18 protein-coding genes are annotated in these 14,924 nt (G+C 60.4%); 15 read left to right on the forward strand and 3 right to left on the reverse strand.

What is annotated here, in order from left to right; genetic code table 11:
- The first annotated feature begins 17 nt into the window (after window positions 1–17).
- The gene (locus NXS98_RS06825) at window positions 18–389 is read left to right on the forward strand and encodes a rhodanese-like domain-containing protein (RefSeq protein ID WP_283847732.1); all 372 of its coding nucleotides are present in this window, start codon (window positions 18–20) and stop codon (window positions 387–389) included.
- An 85-nt stretch (window positions 390–474) separates the two neighbouring features.
- On the opposite strand, the gene NXS98_RS06830 is transcribed toward NXS98_RS06825, so the two are convergent.
- The 3 genes from NXS98_RS06830 to NXS98_RS06840 form a co-directional block, all read right to left on the reverse strand.
- On the reverse strand, window positions 475–978 hold the full coding sequence (locus NXS98_RS06830; protein WP_283847733.1) for a hypothetical protein: 504 nt from the start codon (window positions 976–978) through the stop codon (window positions 475–477).
- A gap of 126 nt (window positions 979–1,104) precedes the next feature.
- Window positions 1,105–2,049: a methionyl-tRNA formyltransferase gene (fmt, locus tag NXS98_RS06835; RefSeq protein ID WP_283847734.1), complete on the reverse strand. Its 945-nt coding sequence runs from the start codon at window positions 2,047–2,049 to the stop codon at window positions 1,105–1,107.
- Between the two features lie 6 nt (window positions 2,050–2,055).
- A complete protein-coding gene (locus tag NXS98_RS06840) occupies window positions 2,056–3,045 on the reverse strand; it encodes a hypothetical protein (RefSeq protein ID WP_283847735.1) in 990 nt (329 codons plus the stop codon).
- A 118-nt stretch (window positions 3,046–3,163) separates the two neighbouring features.
- On the opposite strand from NXS98_RS06840, the gene thrH reads away from it, so the two are divergent.
- The 14 genes from thrH (at window position 3,164) to NXS98_RS06910 (ending at window position 14,921) form a co-directional block, all read left to right on the forward strand.
- Complete coding sequence (gene thrH, locus NXS98_RS06845; RefSeq protein ID WP_283847736.1) at window positions 3,164–3,772, forward strand: bifunctional phosphoserine phosphatase/homoserine phosphotransferase ThrH; 609 nt, start codon at window positions 3,164–3,166, stop codon at window positions 3,770–3,772.
- Window positions 3,773–3,823: 51 nt separating this feature from the next.
- Window positions 3,824–4,603, forward strand: coding sequence for a tetratricopeptide repeat protein (locus tag NXS98_RS06850; protein ID WP_283847737.1), 780 nt, complete (start codon window positions 3,824–3,826; stop codon window positions 4,601–4,603).
- 79 nt (window positions 4,604–4,682) lie between these two features.
- A complete protein-coding gene (locus NXS98_RS06855; RefSeq protein ID WP_283847738.1) occupies window positions 4,683–5,765 on the forward strand; it encodes a response regulator in 1,083 nt (360 codons plus the stop codon).
- Complete coding sequence (locus NXS98_RS06860; protein WP_283847739.1) at window positions 5,753–6,058, forward strand: hypothetical protein; 306 nt, start codon at window positions 5,753–5,755, stop codon at window positions 6,056–6,058. Before NXS98_RS06855 ends, NXS98_RS06860 begins: the two co-directional genes overlap by 13 nt.
- 24 nt (window positions 6,059–6,082) lie before the next feature.
- The gene (locus tag NXS98_RS06865; protein ID WP_283847740.1) at window positions 6,083–6,487 is read left to right on the forward strand and encodes a hypothetical protein; all 405 of its coding nucleotides are present in this window, start codon (window positions 6,083–6,085) and stop codon (window positions 6,485–6,487) included.
- A 52-nt stretch (window positions 6,488–6,539) separates the two neighbouring features.
- The gene (locus NXS98_RS06870; protein ID WP_283848135.1) at window positions 6,540–7,334 is read left to right on the forward strand and encodes an undecaprenyl-diphosphate phosphatase; all 795 of its coding nucleotides are present in this window, start codon (window positions 6,540–6,542) and stop codon (window positions 7,332–7,334) included.
- 46 nt (window positions 7,335–7,380) lie between these two features.
- A complete protein-coding gene (locus tag NXS98_RS06875; protein ID WP_283847741.1) occupies window positions 7,381–8,199 on the forward strand; it encodes an RDD family protein in 819 nt (272 codons plus the stop codon).
- A 288-nt stretch (window positions 8,200–8,487) separates the two neighbouring features.
- Entirely contained in the window at window positions 8,488–8,808 is a 321-nt protein-coding gene (locus NXS98_RS06880) for a hypothetical protein (RefSeq protein ID WP_283847742.1), read from the forward strand.
- An 11-nt stretch (window positions 8,809–8,819) separates the two neighbouring features.
- Window positions 8,820–9,347, forward strand: coding sequence for a hypothetical protein (locus NXS98_RS06885; protein ID WP_283847743.1), 528 nt, complete (start codon window positions 8,820–8,822; stop codon window positions 9,345–9,347).
- A gap of 3 nt (window positions 9,348–9,350) precedes the next feature.
- Window positions 9,351–9,683, forward strand: coding sequence for a rhomboid family protein (locus tag NXS98_RS06890; RefSeq protein WP_283847744.1), 333 nt, complete (start codon window positions 9,351–9,353; stop codon window positions 9,681–9,683).
- The gene (locus tag NXS98_RS06895) at window positions 9,684–11,348 is read left to right on the forward strand and encodes a DUF4129 domain-containing protein (protein ID WP_283847745.1); all 1,665 of its coding nucleotides are present in this window, start codon (window positions 9,684–9,686) and stop codon (window positions 11,346–11,348) included.
- Window positions 11,345–12,595 (forward strand): DUF4350 domain-containing protein, encoded by a 1,251-nt coding sequence (locus NXS98_RS06900; protein ID WP_283847746.1) that lies wholly within the window; start codon window positions 11,345–11,347, stop codon window positions 12,593–12,595. The genes NXS98_RS06895 and NXS98_RS06900 overlap by 4 nt, the downstream gene beginning before the upstream one ends.
- On the forward strand, window positions 12,592–13,557 hold the full coding sequence (locus NXS98_RS06905) for an AAA family ATPase (protein ID WP_283847747.1): 966 nt from the start codon (window positions 12,592–12,594) through the stop codon (window positions 13,555–13,557). Before NXS98_RS06900 ends, NXS98_RS06905 begins: the two co-directional genes overlap by 4 nt.
- Window positions 13,554–14,921, forward strand: a complete 1,368-nt coding sequence (locus NXS98_RS06910; RefSeq protein ID WP_283847748.1) for a DUF58 domain-containing protein — start codon at window positions 13,554–13,556, stop codon at window positions 14,919–14,921. The genes NXS98_RS06905 and NXS98_RS06910 overlap by 4 nt, the downstream gene beginning before the upstream one ends.
- Window positions 14,922–14,924: the final 3 nt, after the last annotated feature.

Consider the following 14,924-nt stretch of genomic DNA (forward strand, 5'->3'; position numbering starts at 1 on the left):
TGCTGCATTTTTTCCGCATGGATCATTCACCCGGATTTCTGCGGCTGGTCAACGAAGCCAAAAAACACGTGCAGGAAATTACCGTGGCCGAGGCGCGCGCCCTCCTCCAAAAAGACCCGCGCGTGGTGCTGCTGGATGTGCGCGAAGAGAGTGAATGGGCGGCGGGCCATGCCGAAGGCGCGCAATATCTGGGCAAAGGCGTGCTGGAACGGGACCTGGAGAAACGCTTCCCTGACCCCAATACAGAAATCATCATGTACTGCGGAGGGGGCTACCGCTCCGCTCTGACCTGCGAGGCCGCCCAAAAAATGGGTTACCGCCGCGTTTATTCCCTCATTGGCGGTTACCGGGCGCTGGTGGCCGCCGGCTGGCCCATCGTGAAGGGGTAACAGGCGATGCCATTGCCATTGGCATGCGGGCTGGAATTATTCTTCCAAATACGCGCCCCCTGCCGGGTGGACATATTCTTTTTTCTTAACGCCGGGGCTTGCTCAAGGCAGCCACACAGGCAAGCACAGCCCCCAACATGACCGCCGCCAGGCAAAGCGTCATTTCCCAAGGTTTCAAGGGGGCAGGACTTTTGAATACCAACATCACGGCCAGAGTAATCAGCAGAAGGTCCGCCGCCCACAACACCCAACGCGGCGCCTGCACCGGCAACTCCTCCGTCTGTTCAGGCTGGGCGGAGGGGGGAGGTTGAGCGCCTTGGGTGGAGGGCTTCGGGGTGACTGAGGCACGTGCAGCATGCAACTTGGTTTCCGCCGCCGCTGCAGCAGGGTTTCCTTGCTCCCCCTCGGGCGCCACCGCCGCAGCTTTTTCCCCACCACCATTGCGGCCAGCCGTTAATAAATGACCCAAACCCGGACTTACCGCCGTTTGGGCGGCGTCCGGATTTGCGCTGGCAGGTTCTGGTTTGTCCGCTATCTGGGTGTCTCCCAGCAGGTTGCCCAACCCTCGTCCCAATGCCGGTTTAGCCATGCAGGAGAAAGTGTGCCTTGGGTATTGGCCTTGGACAATGGCCACTTATTAAGGGTTATTCACAAGTTGTTCACGTAATCCCACCCATCCCGCGGAGCTCCCTGCCCCTCCCAGACCGCCCTCGTCTCAGGCCAAAAATTGACCCGCTTGAAGCGGATGCCCGGCCAGAAAAGCGCCCACATCCATGCGTCGCCCATTTTCCTTTTGCAAGGCGGTAATGCGCAAGGCCGCCTCGCCGCAAGCCACGCACAAGCCCTGCTTGCCCGCCGACACTATTTGGCCGGGCACACCGCCGCCGGCGGGTTCAAGGGCGGCCTCCCATATCTTAATCATTGGCCCGCCTTCACTCAGATAGGCATAGGCCCCCGGCCAGGGGTTCAAAGCGCGAACTTTCAGCCACAATTCACGGGCACTTTGCCGCCAATCCAATCGTCCATCCTCCTTCGTCAGCTTCCGGGCATAGGTCACGCCCTCCGCCGGTTGCGGCCGGGGCCGGATTTGCCCCGCCAGATAAAGGGGGATGGTCTGTACCAACAGTTCGGCGCCCAGTTGCGCCAGGCGGTCATGCAAAGTTTGGGCATTATCCGAGTCCAGGATGGGCGTGGTGACGGTGGTCAACATGTCCCCCGTATCCAAACCGGCATCAATTTTCATGATGGTCACGCCGGTTTCCTTGTCTCCGGCCAGTATGGCCCATTGGATGGGGGCCGCCCCCCGCCACCGTGGGAGCAGCGAAGCGTGAACATTGAGGCAGCCATGCGGGGGAATATCGAGCAGACTTTGGGGCAGCAACTGGCCATAAGCGGCCACCACAATCAAATCTGGCCGCCAGCCCCGCAACTGCTCCACAAAAGCTGGGTCTCGCGCTTTTTCCGGCTGCATTACCGGCAAACCGGCCGCCAAGGCCACCTCCTTGACGGCGCTGGGCTGGAGTTTCAAATCGCGTCCCTTGGGGCGGTCAGGCTGGGTCACCACGGCTTCCACCCTGCCACAATCAGATTGCAGCAGGACACGCAAACTGACCGCCGCCAGCGGGGCGGTGCCCATGAAAATGAAGCGGGGTGTAGCCATGCCGGCTCAGGGCATTGGCGCGTCTTTGTGTTTGATGATGACTTCGTTAATCTCCACAAAAGGCAGCATGACCTCCTCGGAGGCGTTGCCCTTGTAAATCTGGAGGAAAACATGATTCGGCTCGGCCTTGCTGAAGCGATGACCGATGTATTCGCCGCGGGCGGAGCGAATGATAATCACCATGTCCTTCTCCTCCTCGCCCAAAACCGGCCGGAAGAACGGAGCAAACTTGGTTTCAAAGAAACGCCGGTTGAAAATGAACTGACCACGCTTGAAAACCTGCGGCGGCGGATATTGCGGCTGGGCAGGCGCGGTTTCTTCGACCGTGGCGACAGTCTCCGCCGCCACGCCCTCGGTGTTTTCCACCGGCACCTCCCCTTCCTGCAAGGCTGCGGCGGCGGCCGCTTCCGCCTCCAGTTCCTCGGCCGATTTCACCGGCGCAGGGGGCAAGCAGAAGAATACCAGCGGTCCCACCACCGGAAAGAAGGCCGCAATCGGCATGACCAGAGCCACCGGGCGGTTCTTGAAAATCGCAATCTCATAACTCGCATACAAACTCCCCGCCCAAATCAACAACACCAGCACCAGCGTCACCGGGGACAAAAACAACGCGGCAAACTTGGAAGGAGGCGCCGGCCGCTCCGGACGGTTGGGGACGGGGTTGATTTTGATGGTGCGCGCCACTTCCCGCGCTTTTTCCTCCGCCTCAAAACGCAATTCCTCGGGTGGCTCCAGCAAGGCCTCGATGAAAGGCAGGGCATCTTTGTTTTCGGCCAATTGCTGCAGGGACTCCTTGCTGACGTTGGTCCACCGCACCCGCGGCGAATACTTGCCGTTGGGCAGCCTTACCATCAAGCCGTCCTTGGTGAAGGAAAACTTGCCAATTTCCCCCTCCAGCGTGGAGCCGTCCGTGAGTTTGAACCGCATGAGCTCCGCCGCCGCCAGCGGAGCGGCGGCCACGAGCAACATCAGAAGCCATGTCCAAAAACGGCGCATGACCGCATCATGAAACACCAGCGCACTTTCTGCAAAACTTTTTCTTGGGCAACCGGCGTCCCGCCCCAGGCCGCCTCAAGCTGGACACCGGCGCCGCTTTTTGGAACACTGCCGCCCCGTGAAACAGGCGATTGTCACGCTCGATATGGAGGGGGTGCTCACCCCAGAAATCTGGATTGCCGTCGCAGAAAAGACCGGCATCCCCGAACTGCGCCGCACCACCCGGGACGAGCCGGATTATGACAAACTCATGCGCGGACGGCTGGCCATCCTGGACCGCCACGGTTTGAAACTGTCGGACATCCAGGCGGTTATTGGCAGCCTCTCCCCCCTGCCCGGCGCGCGGGAATTTCTGGATGAACTCCGCGCCTTCACCCAAGTCATCATCCTTTCGGATACTTTCGAGCAATTCGCCGCTCCGCTTTTACGGCAACTGGGCTGGCCCACCCTGCTCTGCCATCGGCTGGTGGTGGAGAACGACCGAATCGTTGATTACCGCCTGCGCATCAATGACCAGAAACAAAAAACCGTCGCCGCCCTGAAAATCCTCAATTATTTCGTCATTTCCGGCGGCGATTCCTACAACGATACCGCCATGCTCAAGGAAGCGGACGTGGGACTGCTGTTCCGCGCCCCGGAAAATGTGCGCCGTGAATTTCCCCAGTTCCCCGCCGTCGAGACCTACCCGGATTTATTGCGGCTCATCCGCCAATCCATGCCCGGCTAAACCGGCAAAACCGCGCTTGTCTTTTGGGCCATCTGGGACTAGGCTCATTCTATGAACCGCACGCATACACAACGGCCAGGTTTCTGGGGGCTGGCCGTGGGAATGGTTTTGTGTCTGTACTCCCTGGCGCTGGGCCAGGAGTCTCTGGCGGAACTGACTGCCGCGGCAAAAAAAAACAACGTGGAGGCGCAATACAAGCTGGGGCGCGCCTACGAACTGGGTTTGGGCACGCCCATCAGTTTGAAGGACGCCGTCGAATGGTATCGCCGGGCGGCACGCGCCAACCATGCCCCTGCACAACTGGCCTTGGGCAGCATCTACGCGGCCGGCGCCGGCGTAAAGCAAGACTGGCGGGAAGCCGCGCGCAATTTCCAGGCGGCCGCCGACGCCGGTCTGCCTGAAGCCCAATGCCGGTTCGCCTTCTGCCTGGCGCGTGGCCTCGGCATCAAGGCCAATCCCGCGGAAGCTGTCCGCTATTATGAGAAGGCCGCCGAAAAAGGGGTGCTGGAAGCCCAAATGCAACTGGGCGAGATTTACTATAACGGTGAGGGCGTGGAGAAAGACTACCGCGTGGCCTTCAAATGGCTGCTGCGGGCCGCCGAACGCGGGCTGCCTGAAGCCCAGTATCGGGTGGGCAGTTTTTATTTGCTGGGCCAGGGGGATGTGAAACGTGATTTGGTGGAAGCCCACAAGTGGTTCATCCTCGCCCTGCCTCTGGGCCGGGATGACCCCCATAAATTACCGGAAAAAATGGCCACCCTCTACCGGATGACCCCGGAGCAAATCCAGGAAAGTTTCAAGCGGGCCAAAGAATTCAAGCCCGCCGGTTGATGGCCAGCCAGTGGTGCTTGCCTTGGCCAAACGTTTGATTTATAAGGGTTTGCGGGCATGAGGCCGGAGAAAGAGTGAAATGCCGGAGAATCCAAAAATATTGTTGCTGGATGACGAGCTGGACACGCTGGAGCTTTATGAGCAGTACTTGCGCTCCCTGCCCAGCCAGCCCATCGTCAAAACGTGCGACACCGGCACCAAGGCGCTGGCGCTGCTGGAGTCGGAAAGTTTCAATTTGATGATTTCCGACCTGAACATGCCGCGCATGGACGGCTTGCAGGTGTTGTCCATCGTCCGCCGCAAATACCCCGATATGAAAATCATGGTCATGACGGCGGTGGTGGATGACCAGTTCCGCGCGCGCGCCTATTCCCTGGGGGTGGATTTGTTCTGGCAAAAGCCGAGCAGCGAACAGGAAATCCGGCTCTTCCTGGAAGGTGTGGAATCCGTGCTCAGCCGCACCGAGCATGGCGGTTTCCGCGGCGTGCAAAGCAAAAGCCTGGTGGATATCGTGCAATTGGAATGTCTTTCCCACAGCAGCACCGTCCTGAAGATCACCAATGGCAAGCTCGTCGGCAAAATCTGGATCAACAGCGGCGAGCTGGTGGACGCTGAGCTGGGCGATGTCACCGGCGAGGAAGCTTTCAAGAAAATCATGACCTGGCGCTCCGGCAGCTTTGAAAACCTGCCCGCCGAGCCGGAACACGAACGCCGCATTTTCAACACGGTGGATGGCCTGTTGCTGGACGTGGTGCAAATTCTGGATGAAAACCAGGCCCGCGAGGCCGGCGGCTCGGAAGCCATCAAAGAGCTGCACGAGGAGGCGTTGACCCGGGAAACCCCGCTCCAACAGAGCGCCAAGGTCAAAGGCGTGGACAGCCTGCTGGCGGTGGCGCCGGATGGGACCGGCGGCGAGAATTGGGGCATCGAAAATCCCAAGGCCGTGGAAAAATGGGTGGTGGAAACCTGGGAGGATTTCAAAAAGCTGGGCGAAACCTTCGTCGCAGGCAGCCTCAAGGAAATCCAGGGCAACAGCCTGCGCCGCAACGTCAGTGTGGTGGAAGCCGGCAAGAAACTGCTGTATGTCGGTTATGCGCGGGGCATGACCGCCGCGGAATGCCGGGAAACCTTGAATGCAGTGCTTTCTAAATGGGTATCCTAGACATCTTTGGCAAAGGCAAGGGTGAGGCCAAACCGTTGGAAATCCCGGCCGGGACCTTTACGGTGGACAAGCATGGCCATCTGCTCAGTTCGACCCTGCCGACCAGTTTTCCGGAGGAATGCATCGCCCAAATCAGTCAGCCGGTGCTGGCGGCCTTTGCACGGGCGCACGCCTCGCACCAGCCGCTGAGCGAGCTGGTCATCAACTACAGCGCCCTGCGCATCACCGCCAAGGAAATGCGCGGCGGCGCCATGGTCTTTCTGGCCCCGCACGGCCCTGAACGGCAGGAGTAACGCAGCGACAACCAGCCCTTCGTTATGCGCAACAAAAAACTCGACTCCATGATCAGCCAGATGGAGGCGTATCTGGAGTGTTGGAAACAATTCAGCAACTTCATCAATCTGGCCCGCGCCAAGCGTTTCGGTCCCGAGGAGGAGGCGCAATTCCTCGAGGTCAAAAGCGTGATGACGCAGCAGTTGGAGATGATCCTCGCCGCCTTTGAAACCCCGCCGGTCAACCGTGAAGACATCCACAACCTCATCGGCAACGCCAGCTCCATCCGCGCCTTGAGTGAACTGAACGAAAACGCCCTGCGCGGACTGGAAAACCAGTGGCACAAAATTTTCATCGCGCTCCAGGCGGTGCTGGGACAGCTCAAGGTGCAGCAAAAACAACTGGAGGGGCAGTCCATGTGGTCCGGTTTGTTCGGCAAAAAGAAATAACCCCTTCCTCTCCTCGTGTTTTCAGCCAGTTCAACCGCGAGCCGTGAGTGCCATGCCTGAGTGGCTCGCCGTCATTCTCCTGGGCGTCATCGAGGGAATCACCGAATTCCTCCCCATTTCCTCCACCGGCCATCTCTTGCTGGTGGAGCAATATCTTCCCCGGCAGTCGGACCTCTTCAATGTTGTCATTCAGGCCGGCGCTGTGCTGGCGGTCATCCCGCTGTTTCCGGAACGCATGGCCCAAATCGCGCAAGTGCGGCGCTGGCAGGAGCCTGCCACGCGGGATTACCTGCTCAAGTGGGCGCTGGCCTTCGGGCTGACCTGCGCGGGAGGATTCCTCTGGGACAAGCTGGGTAAAAAATTGCCGGAGGAGGCCACGCCGGTGGCCCTGGCTTTGTTCATCGGCGGCATCGGTTTTGTGGTGGTGGAGCAATGGTTGAAAAAACGCCAGGGCACCGCCGAAGTCACGTGGCCCATTGCCCTCGCCGTCGGTGTCGGGCAGCTTTTGGCCGCCATTTTTCCGGGATTGTCCCGCTCCGGCGCCACCATTCTGCTGGCCCTGCTGCTGGGCATGAACCGGCCGGCCGCCACGGAATTTTCTTTTCTGGTGGGAATCCCCACCATGCTGGCCGCCAGCAGTCTTAAAATTTTCAAGGCCGTGCATCACCCCCCGCCAGGAGCCGCCCCCGAGAACTGGGGGCTGGTGCTTTTGGGAACGCTGGTGTCGGCCGTGGTTTCTTTTGTGGTGGTGAAGTGGTTGTTGCGTTTTGTGCAAACGCACACCTTCACCTGGTTTGGTTGGTATCGTATTGCCCTTGGCGCGTTGGTGCTCTGGTTGGGCCAATGAATCATGCAAAGACATTGCGGTTAATATCCATGCCTTCATCCACGGCATGACCTGGTTCTATAGTCAAGGAGGTCAGCAGTTTGGCCCCGTCACCGACGAGGAATTTCAGCGCCTTCGCCGCGAGGGCGTGATTGGCCCGGCCACGCTTGTTTGGCGGGAGGGCTTGCCGGAATGGGTGGAATACCAATCCCTGGCCCCGGCCCCAACCGCCCCTCCCCCGGTTGATTCGCTTGTCTCGCTCCCCCCGGTGGTCTCCGGTCAGAACGTGCCCGCCGACCATCGTTCTTGTGTTCTCTGTGGCCGTTATTATCCACCCGAAGAAGTTTTGCCGCTCAACGACCTCCATCTTTGTGCCGGTTGCAAGCCGGTTTACCGGCAAATGGTGATTGAGGGGTTGCCGTTGCCGGCCTCGCCCACACGCTTGCGGTTTGCCCCCCTGGGCCGGCGCGTGGTGGCTTTTATCCTCGATGGTATCATCTTGTACATCATGCAATTAATCATGTTTATTCCTGCCTCCTTGGGGTTTGGATTCCTGACCAACCAAATGGGCCCGGATAATTTGGGTCTGTTTATCGCTTTCCAGCTTTTTACCAATCTCGTGAGCATGACCCTGCAAATGGCTTACTATGTCTTTTTCTGGCATCGCTATGCGGCGACGCCCGGAAAGATGGTCTGCCGGCTTAAAATCGTGCGCGGGGACGGCTCGCGGATGAGTTTGGGCCGCTGTTTTGGCCGCCATTTCGCCACCTGGCTCTCGGCGCTCACTTGCTGCGTGGGTTATTTGACCCCCTGGTTCGATGAGGAACGCCGCGCCTTGCACGATTTTATCTGTGACACCCGGGTCATCGAGGCGCCGCCGAAGTAAAAGCAACCATTTATGATTCGCCACCCCGCCACCCTCTAGAATGTCATGATGGACTCCCTGGCATGCCCCGCTTGTAAAGGCCTGCTGTCACGCACAGCGCTCACCAGCGGCTCGCCCCAGCCATGCCCGCTGTGTCATGCCCTCCTCCAGGTGGAATTCTTCCCCGCAGCAGACCTTCCCAAACCTTCACGGGAGGTGGGCGAGCCTTTGACCACAGGCGAAGAAGCGGCCTGTTTCCATCACCCGGACCGAAAAGCCTCAAACCTTTGTGCTGCCTGTGGCCGTTTTTTGTGCCGACTTTGCGATTTTGAAGTGGAGGAAGCCCACTACTGTGCCGCCTGCCTGGAGCAAAAGCGCAAGGAGGGCCTCGAGCCGCGCTGGGTCACGTCACGTGTCAGGTATGATGAACTGGCGCTGACGCTGGCCGTGTTGGCATGGCTGGGGCTGGTGTTTCTCTCACCCCTCGCCCTGGTGGTGGCCTGGCGGTTTCGCAAGGCTCCGCCGGGCCTGACTCAGCGGCGCAACTGGCGCATACCCCTCGCCCTATCCCTGGCCACGCTGCACCTGCTGGCGTTGGTCCTGGTGGTAATTTTAATCATGGTCAACTAGACTGAATGACCATGTCCTCCCCCATCCCCTATAAGCCCATCGGCTCCGTTGGCACGCGCGGAGGCGGATTGGATATGATTGCGCCAGTGCGCGTTCGCTTATACCTTGGCCCGGACCATTTGTTGCTCGTGGAGAAGAGCCTGATGCGCGAAAATTATCGCCGCCTTTACTTCCGGGACGTGCAGGCGTTGTGGTGGGCCGGAACGAGAACGTGGCTGTGGCATACCCTGCTGCTGGCTCTGCCGTTGCTCTTTTTGACCGTAATCACGCTCATTGCCTGGGGCAGCGGCGCAGAAGTTTTTCTCGGTGTTTTAACCGGTCTCCTCTTTCTATGGATCCTGGAAAACCTGCGCCGCGGTCCCTCCTGTCGTGTTTTTTTACAAACTCCAGCTCAATGTCTGGAACTTTCACCCATTAATCGTGTGCGAGAAGCCAGACGCTTCCTGGAGCAATTGCGCCCCTTAATCCACCAACACCAGACTCCGTCCGCCCCAGCCCCGTTGGCCCCTCCCTCCCCGTCCTCTCCCGCCAATCCTTAGTTTATGCCCGGCACCACTCCCCTGCATCTTCAGCGCTGCTTTCATCACGCCCTGCGTGAGGCCGTGGCCCGCTGTCCAAGCTGCGGTCGCTTTTACTGCCGGGAATGCATCAATGAGCATCAAGGCCGGCTGCTTTGCGCCTCCTGCCTGCGGCGTCTGTTGCAGGCGCCCGCCCAGAAACGGCGTTGGCCGGCAACGGTGGGACGTTGCGCCGCCGCGCTGGCGGGTGTGGTGGTGGCCTGGCTTTTCTTTTATGCGGTGGGAAGTTTGTTAATCAAGATTCCCTCCAGTTTCCATGAAATGAAAGAGACCAGCTCTTGGGAATCACAAAGGTAAATGGCAGCACGGCCTAAAACGGGTCAGGAAACCGGAGCTTGGCAGCTTTTGGAAGAAGCGCTGGCCCTGTTGCGGCGTTTGCCGGCTCCGGCTTGGGCTTCCTACGCGGCGGGAGTCGTTCCCTTCGTGCTGGGTCTCCTCTTCTTCTGGGGGGAAATGAGCCAGAGCGCGCTGGCCGAGCGGCACCTGGCCACCGCCGCCCTGGGCATGGCGCTGCTGTTTGTCTGGCTCAAAGCCTGGCAGGCCGTTTTTTGTGACGCTCTGCTTGCGCTTCAGGGTTGCCAGGCGGCCCAAAATTGGTCCCTTCACCGGGTGGCACGCATGGTTATTCTGCAAGCCGCTGTCCAACCGTGGGGTTTTTTGGCGATACCTCTGGCGTTGGTCGCGGCCCTGCCCTTTGCCTGGGTGTGGGCCTTTTTTCAAAATCTCAGCGTGGTCGGCCATGGCCACCAATCCTCCCTGCGTGCGACAGTCCTGGAAGCCTGGCGGTGCGCCTGCTGGGCGCCCCGGCAAAACCATTATTTGCTAAGCCTGCTCACTCTTACGGCGCTGGTGGTACTGCTGAACTGGATTAGCGCCTTTGCCCTGGTCCCTTATCTGCTCAAGGCGTGGCTGGGCATTGAAACCTGGTTCACGCGCTCCTCCGTTGCGTACTGGAACCTGACCTTTTTTGCCACCGTGGGGGCTTTGACGTGGGTGACCATGGACCCATTGATGAAAGCCGTTTATACTTTGCGCTGTTTTTACACCCAGGCACGCACCTCTGGCGCGGACATCAAGGCCGAACTTCGTCGCCTCCAAAGCGCCTTCACACCACTCTGGCTGTTGTGGCTGGGATTGCTGCCCCTGGGGGCCTGCGCCTCAGAGAACACCCCGCAAATCACCCCGCCGTCTGGCTCGTTACCCGCCGCACAGTTGGACCAGGCTCTCGACCGCACCCTGCAACAGCGCGAATTTACCTGGCGCATGCCCCGGGTAGAAACCAAGGCCTCTGCCGGGGACAATGCCGGTTTTTTGTCCGCATTCTTTGAGGAGATTGCCGCCACTATTGATGCATGGTGGCAAGGGGTTTCCCTCACCCTGGACCGCTTCGAGCGCTGGCTGGACCGGCTGCTGGGGCGGCGGCGGCTTCCCGGCTGGACTCCGGACAGCGACGGGGTCCAGACCGACTGGCTTTCTCCCCTGCGCGTCATCCTTGTGTTGCTGCTGGGAGTGATGTTGTTCGTGCTGGTCAAATGGCTCTGGCGCCGCCACCGCCAACGGCTCCAGACGGCGCTGGCCGGCCAAGCCGCCGTAGAAACACCTGCTCCGCGCCCGGATTTGCAGAAAGAAGAAGTCAGCCCGGCCCTGCTGCCCGAGGAGGAGTGGCTGGCCATGAGCCGGGATTTTGCGGCGCGCGGTGAATGGCGGCTGGCCTTGCGGGCACTTTATTTGTCCGCGCTGGCCGGCCTGGCGCGGCGCGAGTTGCTGGCGCTGGCGCGCGGCAAAAGCAACCGTGAATATGTTCGAGAATTGGCCCGCAAAACCCATCAACATCCCGGCCTGCTCGAACCTTTTCAGGGGCTGATGCAGGATTTCGAGCGGGTCTGGTATGGCCGTCATGCCGCCGACGCGCAATTATACCAGCGCTGTGAAGAACACCTGAGCCATCTGCAAAACGCATGAAACGCCGCGCCCTGGCCTGGGGATTCGTCCTGGTGCTGGCCGCCCTGTTGGTGGCCGGCCTGGTGCGTCTCTTTCATCTGCGCCAGACGGGAGGGGACCTCTACCCGCCCTACAGTTCCCTGCGTTCTGACCCGCTCGGAATCAAAGCACTCTACCTCGCCCTGGAGGAGCTGGGGCTGGACGTTCACCGCAATTACCGCCCCTGGCGGTGGGTCCAAGCCGACGCCCCGGCCACCTGGCTCATGGTGGGGGTCAAACGCGCCGATTTTCTGGAAGAATGGGCCGAGCATGGCCTCCTCATCGAAGCACTGGCGCAAAATGGTGGGCGGCTGGTCATAGCCTTTGCAGGAGAATTGACGCCTCCATCGGTCAATTGGGGAAGTCTCTGGCGCAAGCTCAACCAAGCCGGCAAAGTCACCAGCGAAAGCCACGCCCCGTTGGAAGAACGATGGCAATTTCAATTTGCGCATCAGGACCTGTCGAAGCAGGAGGATGAAACTTTTTTGCCCGCCACCGCCCGGCGCGTCCCTGCTCTGGCCGATTGGCCGCAGACATTGGATTGGCGCAGCGCTTTGGTTTTCACCAATCATTCCCCGGCGTGGCGCGTGTTGTACGCCGTGAACAACGCCCCCGTGGTCATGGAACGCTCCTGGGGCCGCGGCACCATTGTGCTGCTGTCCGATAGCTACCTGCTCAGCAATGAAGCCATGCGTTTCCATCGCGTCCCGCCCTTGCTGGCCTGGCTGGTGGGCCGCTCGGCGCGAGTGGTTTTCAACGAAACCCACCTCGGCGTGGTGGAACAGCCCGGCATGGGCAATCTGCTGCGACAATACCGGTTGCAAGGAGTGGCCGCCGTGCTGCTGTTGCTGGCCTTGTTGTATATCTGGCAAAACAGTTTTCCCCTGGCGCCTTTGCCGCAAAAACCCTCCGCAGAACAAGCCGCTTACATCCAGGGTCGCGATACCATGATGGGGCTGGTGCATCTTCTGCGCCGGGGCATTCCGCCGCGGCGGGTGCTCCGCATTTGTCTGGAACACTGGAAAGAAACCGCCGGACGGAACGCCGATGCGACCGTGCTGGCGGAGATGGAGGCGCGGGTCAACGCCTTCGAGCAAACCCCGGCGCGTTTGGCCAATCCGGTGGCCGTGTATGCGGAACTGGCACGCCTGGCGGCAGAAAAACGCCGGCATCGCAAATCCCAAACCCCGGCAGCTCCTAAAAACTCGTCTCCTTCCTCAGCTTTATGAATCCAAACGAACTGGCCTGGCAGGAAACCCTGGCGCGCGCCCGCGCGGAAATTCAAAAAGTCATCATCGGTCAGGAACAAGTGGTGGACCTGGCTCTCATGGCCATTCTGACCGGCCAGCACGCCCTGGTGGAAGGAGTGCCCGGTGTGGCCAAAACCCTGCTCGTCCGCACGCTGGCCGCCGTGCTGCACTGCCAGTTTGCCCGCATCCAGTTCACCCCGGATTTAATGCCCTCCGACATCACCGGCACCAATGTTTTCAACCTGCAACGCAACGAGTTCACCCTCATCAAAGGCCCGGTCTTCACCGATTTCCTGCTGGCTGATGAAATTAATCGCGCCCCCGCCAAAACCCAGGCCGCCCTGCTGCAAGCCATGCAGGAACGCGCCGTGACCATTGACCGCGAAACCCATGCCCTCTCCCCCAATTTCACGGTTTTCGCCACCCAAAATCCCATCGAGTACGAGGGCACCTACCCTCTGCCCGAGGCCCAGAAAGATCGTTTCATGCTCAAAATCAACATGGCCTGCCCGGGCCGCGAAGAAGAACTGACCCTGGCCCGCCGCATGTTGCAGGGCGAAGCTCCGGAAAATGTGCTCGCCCGCGGCGAGGTACACCCCGTTTTGGGGCCTAATGAATTGCAAAGGCTGCGCGCCGCCATGGAGGCCATCACCGTCCGCGATGAATTGGTGGCGTATCTGTTGGACCTGGTGCGTGCCACCCGTGAACATGAAGCGCTGCTGGCCGGAGCCGGCCCACGGGCCACGCAGAGCCTTCTCCTCGCCAGCCGGGCCTCAGCGGCGCTGGCCGGCCGTGATTTCGTCACCCCCGATGACATTAAAGCCCTGGCCCTGCCCGTGCTTGAACACCGCTTGGTGCTGCGCCCGGAATTTGAGATCGAGGGGCTTACCGTCCGTGAGGTGATCGAACGGATTTTGCAGGAAACACCAGTCCCGCGATGATGGTTCCCGCGCCACGCCTGCTCAAAACGGTGGCCCTGGCCGGCTTGCCCCTGAGCCTGCTGGCGGCGGCAGCCCCTGGCTGGACGATTTTCTGCCTGCTGGCTGGGCTGGCCGTGATTGCCATTGTGATAACGGATGCGCTGCGCGCTTCCCAATCCTGGCAAGGCCTGGAGCTATGCGGCCCTCCAATGACCCGCCTTGCCAAAGACCGGCCAGGCAAGCTGGAAATCAAACTGCGGCACTCCGATGCAACGGAACGCCGGGTACGGCTGGCCTTGCCCTGGCCCGAGGAACTTACGGCCCATCCCGAAGAACTATCATTGATGCTGCCCCCCGGTCAGGCCTGGTGTCTGGGGGAGTGGACTCTTTGTCCCCACCGGCGCGGACGTTACCTCATCCACACGGCCGGCGTGGAAACTGACTCCCCCTGGGGATTCTGGCGCGTGCGCCGCCAGCAACCGCTGCGTCTGGAAATTCGGGTTTATCCCAACCTGGCCCGTGAACGCACCCCGCTGGCCTCGCTGTTTCTGCGCCGGGGCATGGTCGGTGTGCATGCCGTGCGCCAGGTCGGCAAAGGACGCGAATTTGAGCTCCTGCGCGAATACCTGCCCGGCGACAGCTACGAGGATGTGCACTGGAAGGCCACCGCCCGCCGCGCCCGTCCCATTACCAAAGTGTATCAAATTGAAAAAACACAGGAAATCTACGTTTTGCTCGATGCCTCACGACTGAGCGGGCGCCCCGCCGCGCGTACGCTGCAAATGGGCGCTGCTGCGGACACCCCCACCGCCCATATTGAAACTGCCTTTGAACGCTACCTCACCGCCGCGCTCGTTTTGGGGCTGGCCGCAGAACAACAAGGCGACCACTTCGGCCTTTTGTCCTTCAGCGATAAAATCGAGCGCTTCGTCCGGGCGCGCAACGGCCGCCATCATTACCAAACCTGCCGCGACGCCCTTTACACCCTCATGCCCCAGGAAGTCGCGCCCGATTTTGATGAAGTCGCCACCTTTCTCCGCCTCCGGCTGCGCCGCCGGGCGTTATTAATCTTCCTCACCAGTCTGGAGGACCCGTTAATGGCCGAAAGCTTCAGCCGCAACCTCGAGATGCTCTGTCGCCAGCATCTCATTCTGGTGGCCATGCTCCGCCCTCCACTGGCCCTGCCCATCTTCAGCTCCGCCGAGGCGCAAAATGTGGACGATTTGTACTTGCACCTCGCCGGTCACTTACAATGGTGGAAGTTGCAAGAGCTCGAACGATCCCTTGCGCGCCGGGGAGTCCGCCTCACTTTGCTGGACCAGGAAGAACTCAGCGCCGGACTGGTGTCCCAGTACCTCACCATTAAACGGCGACAGCTCCTGTAACGG

Origin of the sequence: Fontisphaera persica (assembly GCF_024832785.1) — a bacterium.
Classification (GTDB): domain Bacteria; phylum Verrucomicrobiota; class Verrucomicrobiia; order Limisphaerales; family Fontisphaeraceae; genus Fontisphaera; species Fontisphaera persica.

Coding starts and splice junctions, on each gene's coding strand:
- NXS98_RS06825 (WP_283847732.1), top strand. CDS start 18: ATGGATCATTCACCCGGATTTCTGCGGCTGGTCAACGAAGCCAAAAAA.
- NXS98_RS06830 (WP_283847733.1), bottom strand. CDS start 978: ATGGCTAAACCGGCATTGGGACGAGGGTTGGGCAACCTGCTGGGAGAC.
- fmt (WP_283847734.1), bottom strand. CDS start 2,049: ATGGCTACACCCCGCTTCATTTTCATGGGCACCGCCCCGCTGGCGGCG.
- NXS98_RS06840 (WP_283847735.1), bottom strand. CDS start 3,045: ATGCGCCGTTTTTGGACATGGCTTCTGATGTTGCTCGTGGCCGCCGCT.
- NXS98_RS06850 (WP_283847737.1), top strand. CDS start 3,824: ATGAACCGCACGCATACACAACGGCCAGGTTTCTGGGGGCTGGCCGTG.
- NXS98_RS06855 (WP_283847738.1), top strand. CDS start 4,683: ATGCCGGAGAATCCAAAAATATTGTTGCTGGATGACGAGCTGGACACG.
- NXS98_RS06860 (WP_283847739.1), top strand. CDS start 5,753: ATGGGTATCCTAGACATCTTTGGCAAAGGCAAGGGTGAGGCCAAACCG.
- NXS98_RS06865 (WP_283847740.1), top strand. CDS start 6,083: ATGCGCAACAAAAAACTCGACTCCATGATCAGCCAGATGGAGGCGTAT.
- NXS98_RS06870 (WP_283848135.1), top strand. CDS start 6,540: ATGCCTGAGTGGCTCGCCGTCATTCTCCTGGGCGTCATCGAGGGAATC.
- NXS98_RS06875 (WP_283847741.1), top strand. CDS start 7,381: ATGACCTGGTTCTATAGTCAAGGAGGTCAGCAGTTTGGCCCCGTCACC.
- NXS98_RS06885 (WP_283847743.1), top strand. CDS start 8,820: ATGTCCTCCCCCATCCCCTATAAGCCCATCGGCTCCGTTGGCACGCGC.
- NXS98_RS06890 (WP_283847744.1), top strand. CDS start 9,351: ATGCCCGGCACCACTCCCCTGCATCTTCAGCGCTGCTTTCATCACGCC.
- NXS98_RS06895 (WP_283847745.1), top strand. CDS start 9,684: ATGGCAGCACGGCCTAAAACGGGTCAGGAAACCGGAGCTTGGCAGCTT.
- NXS98_RS06900 (WP_283847746.1), top strand. CDS start 11,345: ATGAAACGCCGCGCCCTGGCCTGGGGATTCGTCCTGGTGCTGGCCGCC.
- NXS98_RS06905 (WP_283847747.1), top strand. CDS start 12,592: ATGAATCCAAACGAACTGGCCTGGCAGGAAACCCTGGCGCGCGCCCGC.
- NXS98_RS06910 (WP_283847748.1), top strand. CDS start 13,554: ATGATGGTTCCCGCGCCACGCCTGCTCAAAACGGTGGCCCTGGCCGGC.